Origin of the sequence: Streptomyces sp. CA-251247 (assembly GCF_050952975.1) — a bacterium.
GTDB lineage: Bacteria > Actinomycetota > Actinomycetes > Streptomycetales > Streptomycetaceae > Streptomyces > Streptomyces achmelvichensis.
In genome coordinates this window covers 2,697,567-2,715,702 of sequence record NZ_CP191861.1, presented here as the reverse complement: position 1 = coordinate 2,715,702, position 18,136 = coordinate 2,697,567, and the positions used below count along the sequence as shown (strand labels likewise).

Annotated in this window: 21 protein-coding genes; 12 read left to right on the top strand and 9 right to left on the bottom strand. The window is 69.9% G+C overall.

Going from position 1 to position 18,136, the window contains the following annotated elements; translation table 11 throughout:
* Nucleotides 1-3 precede the first annotated feature (3 nt).
* Nucleotides 4-969: a WxL protein peptidoglycan domain-containing protein gene (locus ACQPWZ_RS11940; protein ID WP_433571309.1), complete on the top strand. Its 966-nt coding sequence runs from the start codon at nucleotides 4-6 to the stop codon at nucleotides 967-969.
* An 11-nt stretch (nucleotides 970-980) separates the two neighbouring features.
* Nucleotides 981-1,931: a GTPase Era gene (era, locus tag ACQPWZ_RS11935; RefSeq protein WP_327684334.1), complete on the top strand. Its 951-nt coding sequence runs from the start codon at nucleotides 981-983 to the stop codon at nucleotides 1,929-1,931.
* A 5-nt stretch (nucleotides 1,932-1,936) separates the two neighbouring features.
* On the opposite strand, the gene ACQPWZ_RS11930 is transcribed toward era, so the two are convergent.
* Complete coding sequence (locus ACQPWZ_RS11930; RefSeq protein ID WP_340473030.1) at nucleotides 1,937-2,203, bottom strand: protealysin inhibitor emfourin; 267 nt, start codon at nucleotides 2,201-2,203, stop codon at nucleotides 1,937-1,939.
* Between the two features lie 274 nt (nucleotides 2,204-2,477).
* The gene (locus ACQPWZ_RS11925) at nucleotides 2,478-3,554 is read right to left on the bottom strand and encodes a M4 family metallopeptidase (protein ID WP_340473029.1); all 1,077 of its coding nucleotides are present in this window, start codon (nucleotides 3,552-3,554) and stop codon (nucleotides 2,478-2,480) included.
* A gap of 294 nt (nucleotides 3,555-3,848) precedes the next feature.
* On the opposite strand from ACQPWZ_RS11925, the gene leuA reads away from it, so the two are divergent.
* Both leuA and ACQPWZ_RS11915 read left to right on the top strand, forming a co-directional pair.
* Nucleotides 3,849-5,618 carry a 2-isopropylmalate synthase gene (leuA, locus tag ACQPWZ_RS11920; protein ID WP_433571308.1) on the top strand — a complete coding sequence of 590 codons (1,770 nt, stop codon included), beginning with the start codon at nucleotides 3,849-3,851 and terminating at the stop codon, nucleotides 5,616-5,618.
* A gap of 246 nt (nucleotides 5,619-5,864) precedes the next feature.
* Nucleotides 5,865-6,521, top strand: a complete 657-nt coding sequence (locus tag ACQPWZ_RS11915; RefSeq protein WP_313949019.1) for a TerB family tellurite resistance protein — start codon at nucleotides 5,865-5,867, stop codon at nucleotides 6,519-6,521.
* A 137-nt stretch (nucleotides 6,522-6,658) separates the two neighbouring features.
* Here ACQPWZ_RS11915 and ACQPWZ_RS11910 read toward each other — a convergent pair whose 3' ends face one another.
* On the bottom strand, nucleotides 6,659-8,020 hold the full coding sequence (locus ACQPWZ_RS11910) for an FAD-dependent oxidoreductase (protein ID WP_340473027.1): 1,362 nt from the start codon (nucleotides 8,018-8,020) through the stop codon (nucleotides 6,659-6,661).
* Between the two features lie 315 nt (nucleotides 8,021-8,335).
* On the opposite strand from ACQPWZ_RS11910, the gene ACQPWZ_RS11905 reads away from it, so the two are divergent.
* Complete coding sequence (locus tag ACQPWZ_RS11905) at nucleotides 8,336-9,175, top strand: hypothetical protein (protein WP_433571307.1); 840 nt, start codon at nucleotides 8,336-8,338, stop codon at nucleotides 9,173-9,175.
* A 61-nt stretch (nucleotides 9,176-9,236) separates the two neighbouring features.
* Nucleotides 9,237-9,506, top strand: coding sequence for a DUF1905 domain-containing protein (locus ACQPWZ_RS11900; RefSeq protein ID WP_433571306.1), 270 nt, complete (start codon nucleotides 9,237-9,239; stop codon nucleotides 9,504-9,506).
* Between the two features lie 33 nt (nucleotides 9,507-9,539).
* On the opposite strand, the gene ACQPWZ_RS11895 is transcribed toward ACQPWZ_RS11900, so the two are convergent.
* Nucleotides 9,540-9,935 (bottom strand): SHOCT domain-containing protein, encoded by a 396-nt coding sequence (locus ACQPWZ_RS11895; RefSeq protein WP_340473025.1) that lies wholly within the window; start codon nucleotides 9,933-9,935, stop codon nucleotides 9,540-9,542.
* A gap of 250 nt (nucleotides 9,936-10,185) precedes the next feature.
* Between ACQPWZ_RS11895 and ACQPWZ_RS11890 the strand changes: the two genes are divergently transcribed.
* The 4 genes from ACQPWZ_RS11890 to ACQPWZ_RS11875 are packed head-to-tail and all read left to right on the top strand — an operon-like array spanning nucleotide 10,186 to nucleotide 12,260.
* Entirely contained in the window at nucleotides 10,186-10,329 is a 144-nt protein-coding gene (locus tag ACQPWZ_RS11890; protein WP_433571305.1) for a hypothetical protein, read from the top strand.
* A complete protein-coding gene (gene recO, locus ACQPWZ_RS11885; RefSeq protein ID WP_313946414.1) occupies nucleotides 10,313-11,059 on the top strand; it encodes a DNA repair protein RecO in 747 nt (248 codons plus the stop codon). The genes ACQPWZ_RS11890 and recO overlap by 17 nt, the downstream gene beginning before the upstream one ends.
* A gap of 23 nt (nucleotides 11,060-11,082) precedes the next feature.
* Nucleotides 11,083-11,928 (top strand): isoprenyl transferase, encoded by an 846-nt coding sequence (locus ACQPWZ_RS11880; protein ID WP_340473023.1) that lies wholly within the window; start codon nucleotides 11,083-11,085, stop codon nucleotides 11,926-11,928.
* Nucleotides 11,925-12,260 (top strand): hypothetical protein, encoded by a 336-nt coding sequence (locus tag ACQPWZ_RS11875; RefSeq protein WP_340473022.1) that lies wholly within the window; start codon nucleotides 11,925-11,927, stop codon nucleotides 12,258-12,260. Before ACQPWZ_RS11880 ends, ACQPWZ_RS11875 begins: the two co-directional genes overlap by 4 nt.
* 40 nt (nucleotides 12,261-12,300) lie before the next feature.
* On the opposite strand, the gene ACQPWZ_RS11870 is transcribed toward ACQPWZ_RS11875, so the two are convergent.
* The 4 genes from ACQPWZ_RS11870 to ACQPWZ_RS11855 are packed head-to-tail and all read right to left on the bottom strand — an operon-like array spanning nucleotide 12,301 to nucleotide 15,461.
* Entirely contained in the window at nucleotides 12,301-12,738 is a 438-nt protein-coding gene (locus tag ACQPWZ_RS11870; protein WP_340473021.1) for a Fur family transcriptional regulator, read from the bottom strand.
* A gap of 58 nt (nucleotides 12,739-12,796) precedes the next feature.
* On the bottom strand, nucleotides 12,797-13,690 hold the full coding sequence (locus ACQPWZ_RS11865; RefSeq protein WP_313946418.1) for a metal ABC transporter permease: 894 nt from the start codon (nucleotides 13,688-13,690) through the stop codon (nucleotides 12,797-12,799).
* A 2-nt stretch (nucleotides 13,691-13,692) separates the two neighbouring features.
* Entirely contained in the window at nucleotides 13,693-14,484 is a 792-nt protein-coding gene (locus tag ACQPWZ_RS11860) for a metal ABC transporter ATP-binding protein (protein WP_383240733.1), read from the bottom strand.
* Nucleotides 14,481-15,461 (bottom strand): metal ABC transporter substrate-binding protein, encoded by a 981-nt coding sequence (locus ACQPWZ_RS11855; RefSeq protein ID WP_405569546.1) that lies wholly within the window; start codon nucleotides 15,459-15,461, stop codon nucleotides 14,481-14,483. Before ACQPWZ_RS11855 ends, ACQPWZ_RS11860 begins: the two co-directional genes overlap by 4 nt.
* A gap of 210 nt (nucleotides 15,462-15,671) precedes the next feature.
* On the opposite strand from ACQPWZ_RS11855, the gene ACQPWZ_RS11850 reads away from it, so the two are divergent.
* Both ACQPWZ_RS11850 and ACQPWZ_RS11845 read left to right on the top strand, forming a co-directional pair.
* Nucleotides 15,672-17,057: a glycine--tRNA ligase gene (locus ACQPWZ_RS11850; RefSeq protein ID WP_340473018.1), complete on the top strand. Its 1,386-nt coding sequence runs from the start codon at nucleotides 15,672-15,674 to the stop codon at nucleotides 17,055-17,057.
* A gap of 235 nt (nucleotides 17,058-17,292) precedes the next feature.
* A complete protein-coding gene (locus ACQPWZ_RS11845; RefSeq protein WP_340473017.1) occupies nucleotides 17,293-17,511 on the top strand; it encodes a hypothetical protein in 219 nt (72 codons plus the stop codon).
* 12 nt (nucleotides 17,512-17,523) lie between these two features.
* On the opposite strand, the gene ACQPWZ_RS11840 is transcribed toward ACQPWZ_RS11845, so the two are convergent.
* Complete coding sequence (locus ACQPWZ_RS11840) at nucleotides 17,524-18,111, bottom strand: TetR family transcriptional regulator (protein WP_356701667.1); 588 nt, start codon at nucleotides 18,109-18,111, stop codon at nucleotides 17,524-17,526.
* Between the last annotated feature and the right edge of the window lie 25 nt (nucleotides 18,112-18,136).

The following is an 18,136-nucleotide window of genomic DNA, read 5'->3' as shown; positions in this document are numbered from 1 at the left end:
CTCATGCGCAAGCTGTACGCCGTTCTGCCGCTGCTCGGCCTGCCCCTGCTGGCCCTGCTGCTGTTCGGCCCGGCGCCGACGGCCCGGGCCGCGGACAACGGCAACTGGTCCGTCTATCCCGCCTCGTCGCAGCTGGGCGCGCGGCCGTACTTCTATCTCTCGGCCGAACCCGGCACCACCCTGACCGACCGGGTCACCGTCACCAACAAGAGCGCCGCCCCGCTCACCTTCCGGCTGTACGCGGCGGACGCCTACAACACCGCGCGGGACGGCGGATTCGCTGTACGCGCACCGAACGAGAAGCAGCGCGGTGTCGGTGCCTGGGCCAGGCCCGAACGCGACCGCGTCACCGTCCCTGCCCGCGGATCGGTCACCGTGCCGTACACCGTCACCGTCCCGGAGACCGCCGAGCCCGGCGACCATCCCGGCGCGCTGGTCGCACTCGACGAGCGGATCAGCCCCTCCACGAGCTCGGTCGCCGTCGGCATCCGGCAGGCGGTGGGCGCCCGCGTCTACCTGCGGGTGAACGGCCCGACCGTGCCCGCCCTGTCCGTCGAGGACGTCCGGCTCACCCATGACCAGTCGCTGGTGCCCGGCGCCGGCGAGAGCAACGCCGTGATCTCGTACACCCTCCACAACCGGGGCAACGTCACCCTCAACCCCCGGGTCGCCCTCAAGGCCGAAGGCCTCTTCGGACGCGACCTGCTCAGCCGGAAGCTGACCACGATCCCCTCCGAACTCCTGCCGCGGCAGAAGATCCGGCTCACCGAACGGTGGGCGGGCGCACCCCGGCTGGAGTGGGGCGAGGTGCGGCTCACGGCCAGCGCGCGGGACGTCCGGGAGTCCGCGGGGGTCACCTTCTTCGCGCTTCCGTGGCTCGTCGCCGTGGTGCTCGTCGTGGCCGTCGCGGGCGCGGGCGTATGGGCCAGAGTCAGGCATGGCAGGGCGCGCGTGCCCAGGGGCGCCTGACATCAGGGACAATGGGCGCCATGAGCGTTCCTACCCAGTCCTCCGAGGCCCCCCATCGGGCCGGCTTCGCCTGCTTCGTCGGCCGTCCCAACGCGGGCAAGTCCACCCTGACGAACGCTCTGGTCGGCCAGAAGGTGGCCATCACCTCCAGCCGGCCGCAGACGACCCGGCACACCGTGCGCGGCATCGTGCACCGGCCCGACGCGCAGCTGATCCTGGTGGACACCCCCGGCCTCCACAAGCCGAGGACCCTGCTCGGCGAGCGGCTCAACGACGTCGTCCGCACCACCTGGGCCGAGGTCGACGTCATCGGCTTCTGCCTGCCCGCCGACCAGAAGCTCGGCCCCGGCGACCGGTTCATCGCCAAGGAGCTCGCCGGGATCAAGAAGACGCCGAAGGTCGCGATCGTCACCAAGACCGACCTCGTCGACTCCAAGACCCTCGCCGAGCAGCTGATCGCGATCGACCAGCTCGGCAAGGAGCTGGGCATGGAGTGGGCGGAGATCGTCCCCGTCTCGGCGGTCGGCGGCAAGCAGGTGCAGCTGGTGGCCGACCTGCTCACCCCGCTGCTCCCCGAGGGCCCGCCGCTCTACCCCGAGGGCGACCTCACCGACGAGCCCGAGCAGGTCATGGTCGCGGAGCTGATCCGCGAGGCCGCGCTGGAAGGTGTACGGGACGAGCTGCCGCACTCGATCGCGGTCGTGGTCGAGGAGATGCTGCCGCGCGAGGACCGCCCGGCGGACAAGCCGCTGCTGGACATCCACGCCAACGTCTACATCGAGCGCCCGAGCCAGAAGGGCATCATCATCGGCCCGAAGGGCAAGCGCCTGAAGGAAGTCGGCACGAAGTCCCGCAAGCACATCGAAGCGCTGCTGGGTACGCCGGTCTTCCTGGACCTGCACGTCAAGGTCGCGAAGGACTGGCAGCGGGATCCCAAGCAGCTGCGCAAGCTGGGGTTCTGAGCCGGTCAGGCACCTTCCTTGAGCACGCGTGAGATCAGGGTGCGCTGAGCCTCGGACAGACGGGGGTCTGCGCACCGGACGGTCCGCCCGTCGACGGTGATGCGGTAACTGAACCCGTCGGCGACCTCGCCGGGGAAGCCGGTCCGGCCGCCGGCGAGGGCCTGTTCTGCGAGGTCGTGCCAGGTTGAGGCGTCGGGGCGGCCGGTGGTGTCGACTTCGGCGACCCGCTCGATCCCGGCGAAGCCGCCGGTGCGGTGGACGTGGATACGCATGGGTTCCGTTCTAGCCCCTACGACCCCGCGCCTCAATCGCCGGCGGGGCTTGATTGGGCCGGCTGAGTACCCGCACCGAGGCTGGGTTGCCCGGTCAAGGGGTTGCATTTCCAGCCCGTCCGGCGCTTGAGGACATGCCCGCCGGGCATGCGGGACAGTCCGGTCCGCAGGTGACTACGCGGCGCGGGCCCGCTGCGGGGCTCCGCCCCGGACCCCGCGCCTCAATCGCCGGCGGGGCTGGATGTGCGTCCGGCGATTGAGGACAAGCCGGAGGTCAGACCTCCCGCGGCGTCGTCGTCGGGACCCCCACCTGCGACCACGCCTTCAGCAGCGCGTCCAGCTCCTCCCCCTCCCCGAATCGCGACGTCGCCGCCGACACCGTCGCCCGCGCGAACGACGCGAAGTCCGCGTCCACCGTCAGCCCGCCGCCCGTCAGGGTGTCGAACCAGATCTGTCCCGCCCGTTCCCACGCCTTGCCGCCGAGCTGCGTGGCCAGCAGGCAGAACGCGTGGTTCGGGATGCCGGAGTTGATGTGCACACCGCCGTTGTCCCGGCCCGTGCGGACGTACTGGTCCATCGTCGCCGGCTGTGGGTCCTTGCCGAGGACGTCGTCGTCGTACGCCGTGCCCGGCTCCTTCATGGAGCGCAGTGCCACGCCCGTCACCCGCGGGGCCAGGAGGCCCGCGCCGATCAGCCAGTCCGCCTGGTCCGCGGTCTGGTCGAGCGTGTACTGCTTGACCAGCGAGCCCATCACGTCCGACATCGACTCGTTCAGCGCTCCGGGCTGGCCGAAGTAGCTCAGGTTCGCCGTGTACTGGGTCAGGCCGTGCGCCAGTTCGTGGGCGATCACGTCGACCGGGAGCGAGAAGTCGAGGAAGATCTCCCCGTCCCCGTCGCCGAACACCATCTGCTCGCCGTCCCAGAACGCGTTCCCGTAGTTCTCGTCGTAGTGGACGCTCGCGCTCAGGGGCAGGCCCTCGCCGTCGAGGGAGTTGCGCCCGTACGCGGAAAGCAGCAGCTCGAACGTGGCGCCGAGGCCCGCGTAGACGCGGTTCACTGTCGCATCCTTGCCGGGGTCGTCGCCCTCGCCGCGTACCTTCTCGCCCGGCAGCACCGTGCCGTGGCCGCAGTCGTGGATCGTGCGTTGCGGGCGGTCGGCGGCCGCGCCGGCCGGCGGGAGCGCGGCGGCGGCGCCGATGACGGTGGTCAGCCGGCGGCGCGTGCGCTGTGCGGCGTCCGACTCCAGGGTGCGGCGGGCGGGGCCGGCGAGCGCGGGGTCATCCGCCCGGGCGAGCTTGTCGAGGACGTGGGGCGGCACGATCGTGCAGAAAACGGGATGGATGTCAGCCATGTCTGGCAATGTGGCACTGAGTTACTCGCTTGTCACTAGTTGCCACCATGATGAGTGAAATGGAGTGATGGATCACCGTTTGGCCGTTACCGAAGAGTCGTCCCGCATACTGGGACAGGACCGCCGTCCCCGCCCCGCTCGGCTAGGCTGCCTCTCATCATGCGTTTCGGGCTGCTTCTCCTTAGCTGCCGCGGCGAGGGCCTGTAGTCGTAGGCCGACTCCCTCCCCGCGGGATCTGGTGCTGCTTCGACCCGTCGGCCGTCCTGAATCTGGACCCCCGAGGAGCCCTACGCAATGTCTGACACTTCTGTCGGTCGCCCCACGCCTGTCACCAACGCGACCCACACCCAGAAGCCGTCCGGGATGCCGATCCACAAGTACGGCCGCTACGACGCCGTGGACATCCCCGACCGGACCTGGCCGGAGAACCGGATCACCAAGGCGCCGCGCTGGCTGTCGACCGATCTGCGCGACGGCAACCAGGCCCTCATCGACCCGATGTCGCCCGCCCGCAAGCGCGAGATGTTCGACCTGCTGGTACGCATGGGCTACAAGGAGATCGAGGTCGGATTCCCCTCCTCCGGCGAGACGGACTTCGCGTTCGTCCGCTCCATCATCGAAGAGGGCGCGATCCCCGAGGACGTGACGATCTCCGTCCTGACGCAGGCACGCGAGGACCTGATCGAGCGCACCGTGGAGTCCGTGAAGGGCGCCCACCGCGCGACCGTGCACCTGTACAACGCCACCGCGCCCACCTTCCGCCGGGTCGTCTTCCGCGGGTCCAAGGACGACATCAAGCAGATCGCCGTGGACGGCACGCGCCTGGTGATGGAGTACGCCGAGAAGATCCTGGGCCCGGAGACGACCTTCGGCTACCAGTACAGCCCGGAGATCTTCACCGACACGGAGCTGGACTTCGCGCTGGAGGTCTGTGAGGCCGTCTGCGACGTCTGGCAGCCCGAGGCCGGCCGCGAGATCATCCTCAACCTGCCCGCCACGGTGGAGCGTTCGACTCCCTCCACGCACGCCGACCGCTTCGAGTGGATGTCGCGCAACCTGACCCGGCGCGAGTACGTCTGCCTGTCCGTGCACCCGCACAACGACCGGGGCACCGCCGTCGCCGCCGCCGAGCTGGCGATCATGGCCGGCGCGGACCGGATCGAGGGCTGCCTGTTCGGCCAGGGTGAGCGCACCGGCAACGTCGACCTGGTGACGCTGGGCATGAACCTGTTCTCGCAGGGTGTGGACCCGCAGATCGACTTCTCGCAGATCGACGAGATCCGTCGGACCAGCGAGTACTGCAATCAGATGGAGATCCACCCGCGCCACCCCTACGCGGGCGACCTGGTCTACACGTCCTTCTCCGGCTCCCACCAGGACGCCATCAAGAAGGGCTTCGACGCGCGGGACGCCGACGCGGCCGCCCAGGGCAGGTCCGTCGACGAGATCGAGTGGGCCGTGCCGTATCTGCCCATCGACCCCAAGGACGTCGGCCGTTCCTACGAGGCGGTCATCAGGGTCAACTCGCAGTCCGGCAAGGGCGGTATCGCCTACGTCCTGAAGAACGACCACAAGCTGGACCTGCCGCGCCGGATGCAGATCGAGTTCTCGAAGATCATCCAGGCGAAGACGGACACCGAGGGCGGCGAGGTCACCCCGAAGGACATCTGGACGGTCTTCCAGGACGAGTACCTGCCGAACCCGGCGGACGGCGCGGCTCGCTGGGGCCGTATCCAGCTGCGGTCCGGTCAGACCACCACCGACACCGACGGGATCGACACCCTGACCGTCGAGGCGGTCGTGGACGGCACCGAGACCGTGCTGACCGGTTCGGGCAACGGTCCGATCTCCGCGTTCTTCGACGCGCTGAACGCGGTGGGCGTGGACGCCCGCCTGCTGGACTACACCGAGCACACGATGAGCGAGGGCGCGTCCGCGCAGGCCGCCTCGTACATCGAGTGCGCGATCGACGGCAAGGTGCTGTGGGGCATCGGCATCGACGCCAACACCACGCGCGCCTCGCTGAAGGCGGTCGTCTCGGCCGTCAACCGCGCGGCCCGCTGAGCGGGTTCACTTTCCACCGCGCCCCCGGCCTCCCACCACGGAGGGCCGGGGGCGCGGTGCGTCCGGAACGCGCCGTCGTGCGCCGTGGTGAAGGGCGGGGAAATCGGCCATGTCCTGGCGTACTGCCGCCGGGGTGCTGACGGCACAACATCGGTGTGGCTAACATCACGTCAACGCGGCAATGTTGCCGGACGGTTACGGAGGTGTGAGGTGCGGGCAGACCGTGGGGTATTCGGCCGAAAAGTGATGGTCTGCGGCATTCACACTTCGTGGAACACCGTCGGCGACGGGGAGTTCTTCTGCCCCGGCTGCGGAGGCGACCGCAACTACCGGCGGCGCACAGGCCGTCGACGTTTCACCCTGCTCGGTGTTCCGCTGCTGTCCCGCGGCTCCGCCGGCCCCGTCGTCGAGTGCGCCGCCTGCCACGGGCACTTCGGCATGGACGCCCTCGACCACCCCACCACCGCCCGTTTCTCCGCGATGCTGCGGGACGCCGTCCACACCGTCGCGCTCGCCGTCCTCGCCTCCGGCGGCACCTCCTCCCGGCCGGTGCGCGAGACCGCCGTCGCCACCGTGCGCGCGGCAGGCCTCGACGACTGCACCGAGGACCAGCTCACCGGACTGATCGAGGCGCTCGCCGCGGACACCGGCCGCTTCGTCACCGACACCGGGCCCTACGGCGCGGCGCTCGCCATCGAACTGCACGAGGCCCTCGAACCGCTCGCCCCGCACCTGGCCGCCGCCGGGCGGGAGTCCATCCTGCTCCAGGGCGCACACATCGCCCTCGCGGACGGGCCCTACACCACGGCGGAGCGCGAGGTCCTCACGACGGTGGGCGCCGCGCTGCAACTGTGCGCGGACGATACGGCGCGGCTGCTCGCGACCGCACGCACCCCGTTCTAGCTCAGGGCCTCCGGCGCCGGGGCTTGCCCGAGCGCGCACTCCTTCGTAGCCCTGCGGGCGCGGGAGGTGCCCCCACCGCGCCGGATCAGGCCCTCTCCGCCCTGCGGGCAGACCCGGCCCGATCCGGACGGAAGGCCCTAGGCGCCGCTCGCCTTCAGCATCTCGTCGCGCTCGACGATCTTCACGCGCTCGCGTCCCTCGGCCTCGCCCAGCGCCCGCTCTGCCTCGTCCAGCCGGTACCAGCCGTCCCAGGTGGTGTAGCGGACATTGCGGTCCTCCAGGAACGCCACGACGGCCTCCGGGCCCGGCGCGACGGGCGTGTGCAGCCGGCCGCCCGCGTGGTCGTCCAGGAGGTTGGCGACCGTCTCGTTCGCGTCGCCCTTCGTGTGGCCGATGAGGCCGACCGGGCCGCGCTTGATCCAGCCGGTCACATACGTCGACCGAAGGTGCTCGCCGGCCTCGATCACACGGCCGCCCTCGTGCGGGACCGTGCCGGTGAGGAAGTCGAAGGGCAGCTTGGGCAGTTCCTCGGAGAGGTAGCCGACCGCGCGGTACACGGACTGGATGTCCCAGGTGCGCACGGCGCCGGTGCCGGTGACGTTGCCGGTGCCGTCGAGCTGTGTGCGCTCGGTCCGCAGACCGACGACCTTGCCGTCCTCGCCGACGACCTCGACGGGCGACTCGAAGAAGTGCAGGAAGAGCTTGTGGGGGCGGTCGCCGACATCGCGGATCGCCCAGTTCTCCAGCGTCTTCGCCACCATGTCCGCCTGCTTGTTGGCGCGGCGGGTGGCGATCGAGCCCTCGTCGTAGTCGATGTCCTCGGGGTCGACGATGACCTCGATGTTCGGCGAGTGGTCGAGCTCGCGCAGCTCCATCGGGCTGAACTTGGCCTGCGCGGGCCCGCGCCGGCCGAAGACGTGCACCTCGAGGGCCTTGTTGGCGGCGAGTCCGGCGTACACGTTCGGCGGGATCTCCGTCGGCAGGAGCTCGTCCGCGGTCTTCGCCAGGATGCGGGCCACGTCCAGGGCCACGTTGCCGACACCGAGGACGGCCACCTTCTCGGCCTCCAGCGGCCACTCGCGCGGCACCTCCGGGTGGCCGTCGTACCAGGAGACGAAGTCGGCCGCTCCGTACGAGCCGTCCAGCTCGATGCCCGGGATGTCCAGCGCCCGGTCCGCCTCGGCGCCCGTGGAGAAGATCACCGCGTCGTAGAACTCGTGCAGATCGTCCAGGCCGATGTCGCTCGGGTAGTCGACGTTGCCGAAGAGGCGTATCTGCGGCTTGTCGAGCACCTGGTGCAGCGCGGTGATGATGCCCTTGATGCGCGGGTGGTCGGGCGCGACGCCGTAGCGGATCAGCCCGAACGGTGCGGGCATCCGCTCGAAGAGGTCGATGGAGACGCCGGGCTCGACCGCGGCCTCGGACTTCAGCAGGGCGTCGGCGGCGTAGATTCCGGCCGGGCCGGCACCGACGATCGCGATCCGCAGAGGGCGGGGCATGGAATGTTCCCTTCGAGCGTGGTCCACGGGGCGGGACAGCGGTGCGGGTCGTGGGATGGCAGGGATGTCTTGCCTGTTCACCCTGGCAACGACGCTGCTGCCGCGGTACCCGTCACATGCCTATGAGCCCATAAGCCTGATCTATGACCTGAAGCCTGGAGCGGCATAGGTAAGGACACCCTAACCGGACGCCCTCACGTCGCATCGACCGGGATCCCGCTGCACGCTGGTACCAGGAAACCCCGCCGGCCGCCGACACCGGCCGCGGCGGGACAGGAGCGCCGGGGCAGACCGGCCCGGCGAAGGGGCGCGCCCATGAACGCTGCCGCAGGCTCGGCACCCGGTGGCAGGCTGGATGCCGCGCTGGACAGCCCCATCATCGGGATGTCCCCGTGGATCATCTTCTCGGTGCTGGTCGGACCCGGGCGCTACGAACTGGCCGTGAGCCTCGCCCTCGCGGTGGCGGTGCTGCTCGTGGTGCTCGGGCGGGTGCTCCGCCGCGGCAGGTCGGTCAAGATCCTGGAAGTGTCGGACATCGCGTTCTTCGCCGTGCTGGCCGTCATCGGAGTCATGGCCTCCCCAGGCACGCTCCACTGGCTGGAGACGTACGCGGGTGAGCTGTCCAACCTCGCGCTGGTGCTCATCGCGTTCGGCTCCATGGCCGCCGGGACACCGTTCACCCTGCAGTACGCACAGGAGCGGGTCGGCAGGGAGTACTGGGACTCGCCCGAATTCCGCCGGGCCAACCAGGTGATCACGGGCGCCTGGGGCCTCGCCTTCCTGGTGTCGGCCATCGCGGGCGGCTACGGCGATCTGGTGCTGCACAACCCGAACAATCTCTGGACGGGCTGGGTCATCCAGATCGCGGCGATCGTCATGGCGGTGAGCTTCACCGAGTGGTACCCGCAGGTCGTCCGCAGCCGCCGGTCCGACGGGCACCCGCCGCCGGTCCGGCATCTGCTGACCCCGCTGGCCGGCCTGCTCATCCCGATGGGCGTCCTCGCCCTGGTCTTCGACGCGTCGGCGTCGTGGTTCGGCGTCGCCCTCATCATCCTCGGCGTGGTGCTGGCCCGGGCGATCGGCAAGGACGCGGAGATGACGCGGCTGCGGGGCGGCCACTCACGGGAGAAGCGGCAGGGCCGACGGCTGCGATGAGTTCCGGCCCCCCCGGCGGTCCATCCTGCAGAGCCGACGACAGGACTGTGAGGGCACCGTCATGAACAAGCAGTTCACCGCCACCCTGGTGAAGAGCCCGAACAAGGGCGGCTGGACCTATCTCGTATGGCCGGAGTCGGTGGAGTACTTCGGCACCCGGGGCCTGGTGAAGGTCCGCGGCACCATCGACGGCCACCCGTTCCGCAGCTCCTTCATGGCGCTGGGGAACGGCACCCACAAGCTGCCGGTGAAGGCGGATGTACGCAAGGCGATCGGCAAGGAGGCGGGCGACTCGGTCACCGTGCGCCTCGAAGAGCGCCTGGAGGCGTGAGCCGACGCTCTTCGGGGCGGGCGGTGTGCCTTCTCAGTGCAGGATCTTCTCCTTCGCGCGGTTGAACTCCGCGTCCGAGATGTCGCCGCGGGCCCGGATCTCGGACAGCTTCGCGAGCTGCTCCACCTCGCTCGGGCCACCGGCGGTGCTGCGGATGTACTCGTCGAGGACCTTCTTCTGGTCCTCGGCGTGCTTCTGCTCACGCTTGCCCATGCCGCGGCCCCGGGCGACGACGTAGACGAAGACTCCGAGGAAGGGGAGCAGGATGACGAACAGGAGCCAGACGGTCTTCATCCCGCCGCTGAGCGTGTCGTCCCGGAAGATGTCGCCGATGATCCGGAAGAGCAGGAAGAACCAGAGCACCCACAGGGAGATCCAGAGGATCGTCCACATGGCCCCCAGCAGGGGATAGTCGTAAGCGAGTTGCATGTCACTGCCCTTCGTGATGGATCAGCGCCGGGTGGGCGTTGCTCGGGGTGAAGGGGTGTCGGCCGGCTCCGGGGCGGCAGGCGGCCCAGGGGTGGGCGGGCGCTGCGGCGGGGGAACCGGCTGATTCCACTGTACGAGCGTTCCCCCCGGCGCGCCCCGCGTCGGCCCGGCGGCGGGCCTCGGGGCCCGGTACCCCACGGGTTCGGCCCTGAGAGCCGCGCAGAGGACCGCGTACGGGAGAATGGAGCGCATGAGCCTGTTCCGTGACGACGGTGTCGTGCTGCGCACCCAGAAGTGGGGCGAGGCCGACCGCATCATGCTGTGCTCATCCGGGGGCCACCCCCGGGCCCCCGGTCGTGGGCGGGTGGGGGTGTGCGGTGAGTCTTTTCCGTGACGACGGTGTCGTGCTGCGCACCCAGAAGCTGGGCGAGGCCGACCGCATCATCACGTTGCTCACGCGTGGGCACGGGCGCGTGCGGGCCGTCGCCCGCGGGGTTCGGCGGACCAAGTCGAAGTTCGGCGCGCGGCTCGAACCCTTCTCGCACGTCGACGTGCAGTTCTTCGCCCGCGGCAGCGAGCTCGTCGGCCGCGGGCTGCCGCTGTGCACCCAGAGCGAGACCATCGCCCCCTACGGCGGCGGTATCGTCTCCGACTACGCCCGCTACACCGCCGGCACCGCCATGCTCGAGACCGCCGAACGGTTCACCGACCACGAGGGCGAGCCGGCCGTCCAGCAGTACCTGCTCCTCGTCGGCGGGCTGCGCACCCTCGCCCGCGGCGAGCACGCCCCCCACCTGATCCTGGACGCCTTCCTGCTGCGCTCCCTCGCCGTCAACGGCTACGCGCCCAGCTTCGACGACTGCGCGAAGTGCGGCCTCCACGGGCCGAACCGCTTCTTCTCCGTGGCCGCGGGCGGCGTCATATGCGGCGACTGCCGGGTGCCCGGCAGCGTCGTACCCTCTGCGGAGGCCATCGCACTGCTCAGCGCGCTGCTGACCGGCGACTGGCCCACGGCGGATGCGTGCGAGGCGCGCCACGTCAGGGAGGGCAGCGGACTGGTGTCCGCCTATCTGCACTGGCACTTGGAGCGCGGACTGCGCTCCCTCCGGTACGTCGAGAAGTAGCAGAAATAGGAGATGTGAGCCGCATGGCACGACGCGGAATCCTGGGCCGGTCCCGCCGCGAGTACAAGGTCCCCGAGCCGCACCCCTCCGGCGCCCGCCCGCCGAAGATCCCGGGCGAGCTGGTGCCGGGCCATGTGGCGTGCGTGATGGACGGCAACGGCCGCTGGGCCAAGGAGCGCGGCCTGCCCCGCACCGAGGGCCACAAGGTCGGCGAGGCCGTCGTGCTGGACGTGCTCAAGGGCTGCCTGGAGATGGGAGTGAAGAACCTCTCCCTCTACGCCTTCTCCACCGAGAACTGGAAGCGCTCGCCCGACGAGGTGCGCTTCCTGATGAACTTCAACCGTGACGTCATCCGCCGCCGCCGTGACGAGATGAACGAGCTCGGTATCCGTATCCGCTGGGTCGGCCGGATGCCCAAGATGTGGAAGTCGGTCGTCCAGGAGCTCCAGATCGCCCAGGAGCAGACGAAGGACAACGACGCGATGACGCTGTACTTCTGCGTGAACTACGGCGGCCGCGCCGAGCTCGCGGACGCCGCGCAGGGCATCGCGCGCGATGTGGCGGCGGGGAAGCTGGACCCGTCGAAGGTGAACGAGAAGACGTTCCAGAAGTACCTGTACTACCCGGACATGCCGGACGTCGACCTGTTCCTGCGTCCGAGCGGCGAGCAGCGCACCTCGAACTACCTGATCTGGCAGAGCAGTTACGCCGAGATGGTCTTCCAGGACGTGCTGTGGCCGGACTTCGACCGGCGTGATCTGTGGCGTGCCTGCCTGGAGTACGCCCAGCGGGACCGCCGCTTCGGCGGTGCCATCCCGAACGAGGAGCTGGAAGCGATGCGCGGCCGCCCCGAGGGCACCACTGCGTGACCGGCCGGGGATGTGGCAGCGTCGCGCTCTTCGTGGTCGCGGCGCTCGCCACCTACCTGAGCTTCGTGTTCACGTTCGAGATGGAGACGCTCGACGGCCTCCGTGAGAACCGCGCCGATATCGCGTACTTCTTTCTGCGCGCGGCGGCGGTGGCGACCGCGGCGGCCATGGTGTTCGCCGGCCGCCGCTCCCGCCTCGCCGTTCTCGCCACCGCGTGTCTGGCCGTATCGCTGGTGTGGCGTCTGAACACGCTCGCACCGGCCCTGCACTGCGGCGACAGCAACAGCGTCGCCCGCAACGCCGACGGCACGTACGACTGTTACGACCGCTAGCGGGGAGGCGCGCCCCGGACCGGGGCGCGCCGTTGCCGGGTCAGGCCTGCGCAGCGGCGCTCGCGCACTCCGCGCAGGTGCCGAAGATCTCGACGGTGTGCGCCACGTTCACATAGCCGTGCTGCGCGGCGATCGTCTCGGCCCACTGCTCGACCGCGGGACCCTCGACCTCCACCGCCTTGCCGCACACCCGGCACACCAGGTGATGGTGGTGGTCGTCCGTCGAGCAGCGCCGGTAGACGGACTCGCCGTCACTGGTACGCAGGACATCCACCTCGCCGGCGTCCGCCAGCGACTGAAGGGTGCGGTAGACCGTGGTCAGACCGACAGAATCGCCGCGGTGCTTGAGCATGTCGTGAAGCTCCTGCGCGCTGCGGAACTCGTCCACCTCGTCGAGCGCCGCCGCCACCGCGGCACGCTGCCGGGTCGACCGGCCTCGCACTGGGGCGGGGTTCCCGCCGGTTGGCGCCGTCACCACAGGTGCCTCCTCGCTTCGCCCGCACATGCTGTCGGGCCCAATTCTGCCAGGCCCGCGGTCAGACCTTGACGTCGTCGCCGGGACGGCGGCTGCCGGGCATGTCCGCGGTGCACTCCGCCGAGGCCGCCTCGACCGTGCGGGCACGCCGTCTGGCCAGGGGGGTCGCCAGCACGGTCAGCGTGATGAAGACCGCGATGGCGAGGAGGACGATGGTCGCTCCCGGCGGGACGTCCTGGTAGTACGACGTGGTCGTGCCGGCCAGCGCGACCGCGACACCGATCCCGACCGCGAGCGCGAACGTCGCCCGGAACGAGCGCGAGATCTGCTGCGCCGCCGCCACGGGCACCACCATCAGCGCGCTGACCAGCAGAAGGCCCACCACGCGCATCGCCACCGAGACCGTCACCGCCGCGGTGACCGCGATCAGCAGGTTCAGCGCCCGCACCGGCAGCCCCGTCACCCGGGCGAACTCCTCGTCCTGGCTGACCGCGAACAGCTGGCGCCGCAGGCCCAGCGAGACGAGCACCACGAACGCGGCGAGCACACAGATCGCCGTGAGGTCCTCGTCGGACACCGTGGACAGCGAGCCGAACAGGAACGAGCTCAGATTGGCCGTCGAGCCGGTGTCCGAGATGTTGATCAGCAGGACGCCGCCCGCCATGCCGCCGTAGAAGAGCATCGCCAGCGCGATGTCGCCGCGGGTGCGTCCGTACGCCCTGATCAGCTCCATCGCGATCGCGCCGACCACGGAGACGGCCGTCGCCATCCACACCGGGTTGGTGGACAGCAGGAAGCCGAGGCCGACGCCGGTCATCGCCACATGGCCGATGCCGTCGCCCAGCAGCGCCTGCCGGCGCTGCACCAGATAGATGCCGACGGCGGGCGCGGTGATGCCGACCAGTACGGCCGCGATGAGCGCCCGCTGCATGAAGGCGGTCTCGAGGATTTCCATGATCAGGTCAGCAGTCCCGTGCGGAGCGACTCGTCGGCCGCATGCGGATGTACGTGGTCGTGGCCGGGCAGTGCGTGCTGGCCCACGGCCTGGGGCGGCGGTCCGTCGTGGACGACGCAGCCGTCCCGCAGCACCACCGCGCGGTCGATGAGCGGCTCCAGCGCGCCCAGTTCGTGCAGCACGAGCAGCACGGTCGTCCCCGCCGCCACCTGCTCGCGCAGCGTCCCGGCGAGGATCTCCTGGCTGACCAGGTCCACGCCCGCCATCGGCTCGTCCATGATCAGCAGTTCGGGTTCGCAGGCGAGCGCGCGGGCGATGAGCACCCGCTGGTGCTGCCCGCCGGACAGGGCGTTCACGGAGTCCCTGGCCCGGTCGGTGAGGCCGACCAGCTCGATGGCGCGGTCCACGGCCGCGCGGTCGGTCCGCGAGAGCAGACCGAGGCGCGCACGGGAGAGCCGGCCCGAGGAGACGACCTCGCGGACGGTCGCGGGCACGCCGCTCGCGGCCGTGGTGCGCTGCGGCACATAGCCGATGCGCGACCACCGGCGGAACCGGCGCAGCTCGGTGCCGAACAGCGTGATCGTGCCGCTCGTGAGCGGCACCTGGCCGATCACGCTGCGTACGGCGGTCGACTTGCCCGAGCCGTTCGCGCCGAGCAGTGCGACGACCTCACCGCGCTCCACGGAGAGGTCGACGCCGCGCAGCACGGGGCGCGAGCCGAGCGAGGCCTGGGCCCCGCGGAGGGATATGACGGGCTCGCTCACGGTGCCTCCGTTTGCGGATGGATGGGTCACTTCGCGCCGAGGGCCTTCTGCAGCGCGGCGAGGTTGGACTGCATCACGCCGATGTAGTCATCGCCCTGGGACCTGTCGGTGATTCCCTCGAGCGGGTCGAGGACGGCCGTCTTCAGCCCGGTGTCCTGGGCGAGGGTCTTCGCGGTCCTGTCGCTGGCGAGTGTCTCGAAGAAGACGGTGCTGACCTTCTCCTTCTTCGCCAGGGTCTGGAGCGCCTTGATACGGGCCGGGCTCGGCTCGGACTCGGGGTCGATGCCCGCGATGCCCTCCTGGTCCAGGCCGTAGCGCTCGGCGAGGTAGCCGAAGGCGGAGTGTGTGGTGATGAAGGTCTTCGTCGTGGTGTTCTTCAGTCCCTGCTCGAAGGCGGTGTTCAGGCCGTCGAGCTTGGTGACCAGCGCGGTGGTGTTCTTCCGGTAGTCCGCGGCGTGGTCGGGGTCGGCCTTCTCCAGGGAGGCCCCGACGCCCTTGGCGACCTCGGCGTACTTCACGGGATCGAGCCAGATGTGGGGGTCGGCGCCCGCCTCGCCCTCCGCCTCGTGGGCGTGCTCGTCGTGGGCCGCCTCGTCGCCCTCGTGGCTGTGGCCGCCCTCGGTGCCGTGGTGCTCCAGCTCGGTCAGGGTGGCGGCGTCGACCTTGTTCTTCGCCTCGGACTCGTCGATGGCCTTGTCGACGGCGGGCTGGATGCCCTTGAGGTAGAGGATGTAGCCGGCTTCGCCCAGCTCGGCGGTCTGGCGGGGCTTGAGCTCCAGGTCGTGCGGCTCGACGCCCGGCCGGGTGAGGGTGGAGACGGCGACATGGCTGCCGCCGATCTGCTCCGCCAGATACTGCATGGGGTAGAACGACGCCACCACCTTGAGCCTGCCGTCGCCGTCCTTGCCGTCGGCGGCACCGGAGGTCGAGCAGGCGGACACGGCCAGGAGGCCGAGAGCGACGGCTCCGGCGGCGACGGTGGTGGGTATCAGGCGGCGTACGTTCATGACTGTCATTTTCAACAAAAGTGGAAACGATTGTCAACAAAGCTGTTGAGCGGCCCCTCGGGCCGGTCGTACCCCTACCGATTTGATTGGAGGGGTGCGCCCGCCGGTAACCTGAAGCATTCGCCCGCCCGTCTCCCGACCGCCACCCCCCAACGAAGCGCTCCGCGCCTCACCCCCCATACATTCGTCGTCGTTAATGAAGAGAGCACCGTGGCCGCCGACAAGATCGACACCATCGTCAGCCTCAGCAAGCGCCGTGGCTTCGTCTACCCGTGCAGCGAGATCTACGGCGGCCAGCGAGCCGCCTGGGACTACGGGCCGCTGGGCGTCGAGCTGAAGGAGAACATCAAGCGCCAGTGGTGGCGCTACATGGTCACCTCGCGCGAGGACGTCGTCGGAATCGACTCGTCGGTGATCCTGGCCCCCGAGGTCTGGGAGGCCTCCGGCCACGTCGCCACCTTCACCGACCCGCTGACCGAGTGCACCTCCTGTCACAAGCGTTACCGCGCCGACCACCTCATCGAGGCGTACGAGGAGAAGCACAACGGCCGGGCCCCGGAGAACGGCCTCGCCGACCTCAACTGCCCCAACTGCGGCAACAAGGGCACCTTCACCGACCCCAAGCAGTTCTCCGGCCTGCTCTCCACCCACCTCGGCCCGACCCAGGACTCGGGCTCGGTCGCCTACCTGCGTCCCGAGACCGCCCAGGGCATCTTCACCAACTTCGGCCAGGTGCAGCAGACGTCGCGCAAGAAGCCGCCGTTCGGCATCGCGCAGATGGGCAAGTCCTTCCGGAACGAGATCACTCCGGGCAACTTCATCTTCCGCACCCGCGAGTTCGAGCAGATGGAGATGGAGTTCTTCGTCAAGCCCGGCGAGGACGAGCAGTGGCAGGAATACTGGATGGAGCAGCGCTGGAACTGGTACCGCGACCTGGGTCTCCGTGAGGAGAACATGCGCTGGTTCGAGCACCCGAAGGAGAAGCTCTCCCACTACTCCAAGCGCACCGCGGACATCGAGTACCGCTTCAGCTTCGGCGGCAGTGAGTGGGGCGAGCTCGAGGGCGTCGCCAACCGCACCGACTTCGACCTCTCGGCGCACTCCAAGGCGTCCGGCCACGACCTGTCGTACTTCGACCAGGAGGCCGGCGAGCGCTGGACCCCGTACGTCATCGAGCCCGCGGCCGGTGTCGGCCGGGCGATGCTCGCCTTCCTGCTCGACGCGTACAACGAGGACGAGGCCCCGAACGCCAAGGGCGTCATGGAGAAGCGCACCGTGATGCGCCTCGACCCGCGCCTCGCGCCGGTCAAGGTCGCCGTCCTGCCGCTCTCCCGCAACCCGCAGCTGTCGCCGAAGGCCAAGGGCCTCGCCGCGGACCTGCGCAAGAACTGGAACATCGAGTTCGACGACGCCGGCGCCATCGGCCGCCGCTACCGCCGTCAGGACGAGATCGGCACCCCGTTCTGCGTCACCGTCGACTTCGACACCCTCGACGACAACGCGGTCACCGTGCGCGAGCGCGACACGATGACGCAGGAACGTGTCTCCCTCGACCAGATCCAGTCCTACCTCGGCGCCCGGCTCCTCGGCTGCTGACGTACCCGTGGGATCACCGAAGGCCGGCCGGGCATGCAGCCCGGCCGGCCTTCGCGTGTGTGCGTGGATTCCTTCCGCGCGCGTATACGGCCGTGCCCGTACCGCTCCGACCGGCCGAAAGGTGGCGTACGGGCGCCTGGTTGTCGACGTACGGGGCAACAGAGCGACAAGGGTCCCCTGTTGATGTTGTCCGTACTGCACACTGGGGCGCACTCGTCATCCGGGAGAAGACACCATGCCGTCCACGACCACCAGCAAGGTCAGCAGATGGGACCAGCACGGCCGCGAACACGTCGTGCACGTAGCGAAATCGGGCATGCAGCGGATGCTCACCTGTGACACCTGCGGCTGGCGCAAGGGTGCGCAGTTCCTGCCCTGGCTCAAGGCCGAGGAGCACCTCGCCGACGTCCATCAGGCGACCGTCGACCCGTCGGCCGGCTCGCGTCCGGCCTGACCTCCGCCGGTCTCAGGGGCGCAGTCCCCGCAGCAACAGGTCGCACACCGCGCGGAATTCGTCCTCGATGGCCGGTCTGCGCCACTCCGCCGCGTGCACGGGGTCGTGGAAGCGGGCCGTCGCGACGAACACCGCCTGCGCCGCCGAGGCGGGTGACCCGGCCGTGAACTCGCCCGCCGCCACGCCCTCTTCGACGATGCTGGTGAGCTGGCCGGTCAGCAGCGCCAGATGCCGGTCCACCGTGTCGCTGCTCTCGGTGATCAACGCGCTGTAGGTGGCGAAGAGTTCGGGATCGTCGCCGGCCTTGTGGCGCTTGGCCTCGAAGAGCGCCGACAGCCAGTGCCGCAGCTTCTCCCCGGCCGACGGCGCCGGGGCCTCGGTGATCTCCGCGAGCAGGTCCTCGGTACGCCCGAGCCATCGCGCCGTCACGGCTTCCCGCAGTGCCGCCTTCGTACGGAAGTGGCGGTACACACTGCCGTGGCTCACGCCGAGCAGCCGCGCGACATCGACGACCGTGGCCTTCGCCGGGCCGTAGCGGCGCAGCACATCCTCGGTGGCTTCCAGGATGCGCTCGGTCGTCAGGGTCTCGCTCGTCGGCATGGTGTCGACGGTACCCGGCCGGATC

Coding starts and splice junctions, on each gene's coding strand:
- ACQPWZ_RS11940 (WP_433571309.1), top strand. CDS start 4: ATGCGCAAGCTGTACGCCGTTCTGCCGCTGCTCGGCCTGCCCCTGCTG.
- era (WP_327684334.1), top strand. CDS start 981: ATGGGCGCCATGAGCGTTCCTACCCAGTCCTCCGAGGCCCCCCATCGG.
- ACQPWZ_RS11930 (WP_340473030.1), bottom strand. CDS start 2,203: ATGCGTATCCACGTCCACCGCACCGGCGGCTTCGCCGGGATCGAGCGG.
- ACQPWZ_RS11925 (WP_340473029.1), bottom strand. CDS start 3,554: ATGGCTGACATCCATCCCGTTTTCTGCACGATCGTGCCGCCCCACGTC.
- leuA (WP_433571308.1), top strand. CDS start 3,849: ATGTCTGACACTTCTGTCGGTCGCCCCACGCCTGTCACCAACGCGACC.
- ACQPWZ_RS11915 (WP_313949019.1), top strand. CDS start 5,865: ATGGTCTGCGGCATTCACACTTCGTGGAACACCGTCGGCGACGGGGAG.
- ACQPWZ_RS11910 (WP_340473027.1), bottom strand. CDS start 8,020: ATGCCCCGCCCTCTGCGGATCGCGATCGTCGGTGCCGGCCCGGCCGGA.
- ACQPWZ_RS11905 (WP_433571307.1), top strand. CDS start 8,336: ATGAACGCTGCCGCAGGCTCGGCACCCGGTGGCAGGCTGGATGCCGCG.
- ACQPWZ_RS11900 (WP_433571306.1), top strand. CDS start 9,237: ATGAACAAGCAGTTCACCGCCACCCTGGTGAAGAGCCCGAACAAGGGC.
- ACQPWZ_RS11895 (WP_340473025.1), bottom strand. CDS start 9,935: ATGCAACTCGCTTACGACTATCCCCTGCTGGGGGCCATGTGGACGATC.
- ACQPWZ_RS11890 (WP_433571305.1), top strand. CDS start 10,186: ATGAGCCTGTTCCGTGACGACGGTGTCGTGCTGCGCACCCAGAAGTGG.
- ACQPWZ_RS11880 (WP_340473023.1), top strand. CDS start 11,083: ATGGCACGACGCGGAATCCTGGGCCGGTCCCGCCGCGAGTACAAGGTC.
- ACQPWZ_RS11865 (WP_313946418.1), bottom strand. CDS start 13,690: ATGGAAATCCTCGAGACCGCCTTCATGCAGCGGGCGCTCATCGCGGCC.
- ACQPWZ_RS11855 (WP_405569546.1), bottom strand. CDS start 15,461: ATGAACGTACGCCGCCTGATACCCACCACCGTCGCCGCCGGAGCCGTC.
- ACQPWZ_RS11845 (WP_340473017.1), top strand. CDS start 17,293: ATGCCGTCCACGACCACCAGCAAGGTCAGCAGATGGGACCAGCACGGC.
- ACQPWZ_RS11840 (WP_356701667.1), bottom strand. CDS start 18,111: ATGCCGACGAGCGAGACCCTGACGACCGAGCGCATCCTGGAAGCCACC.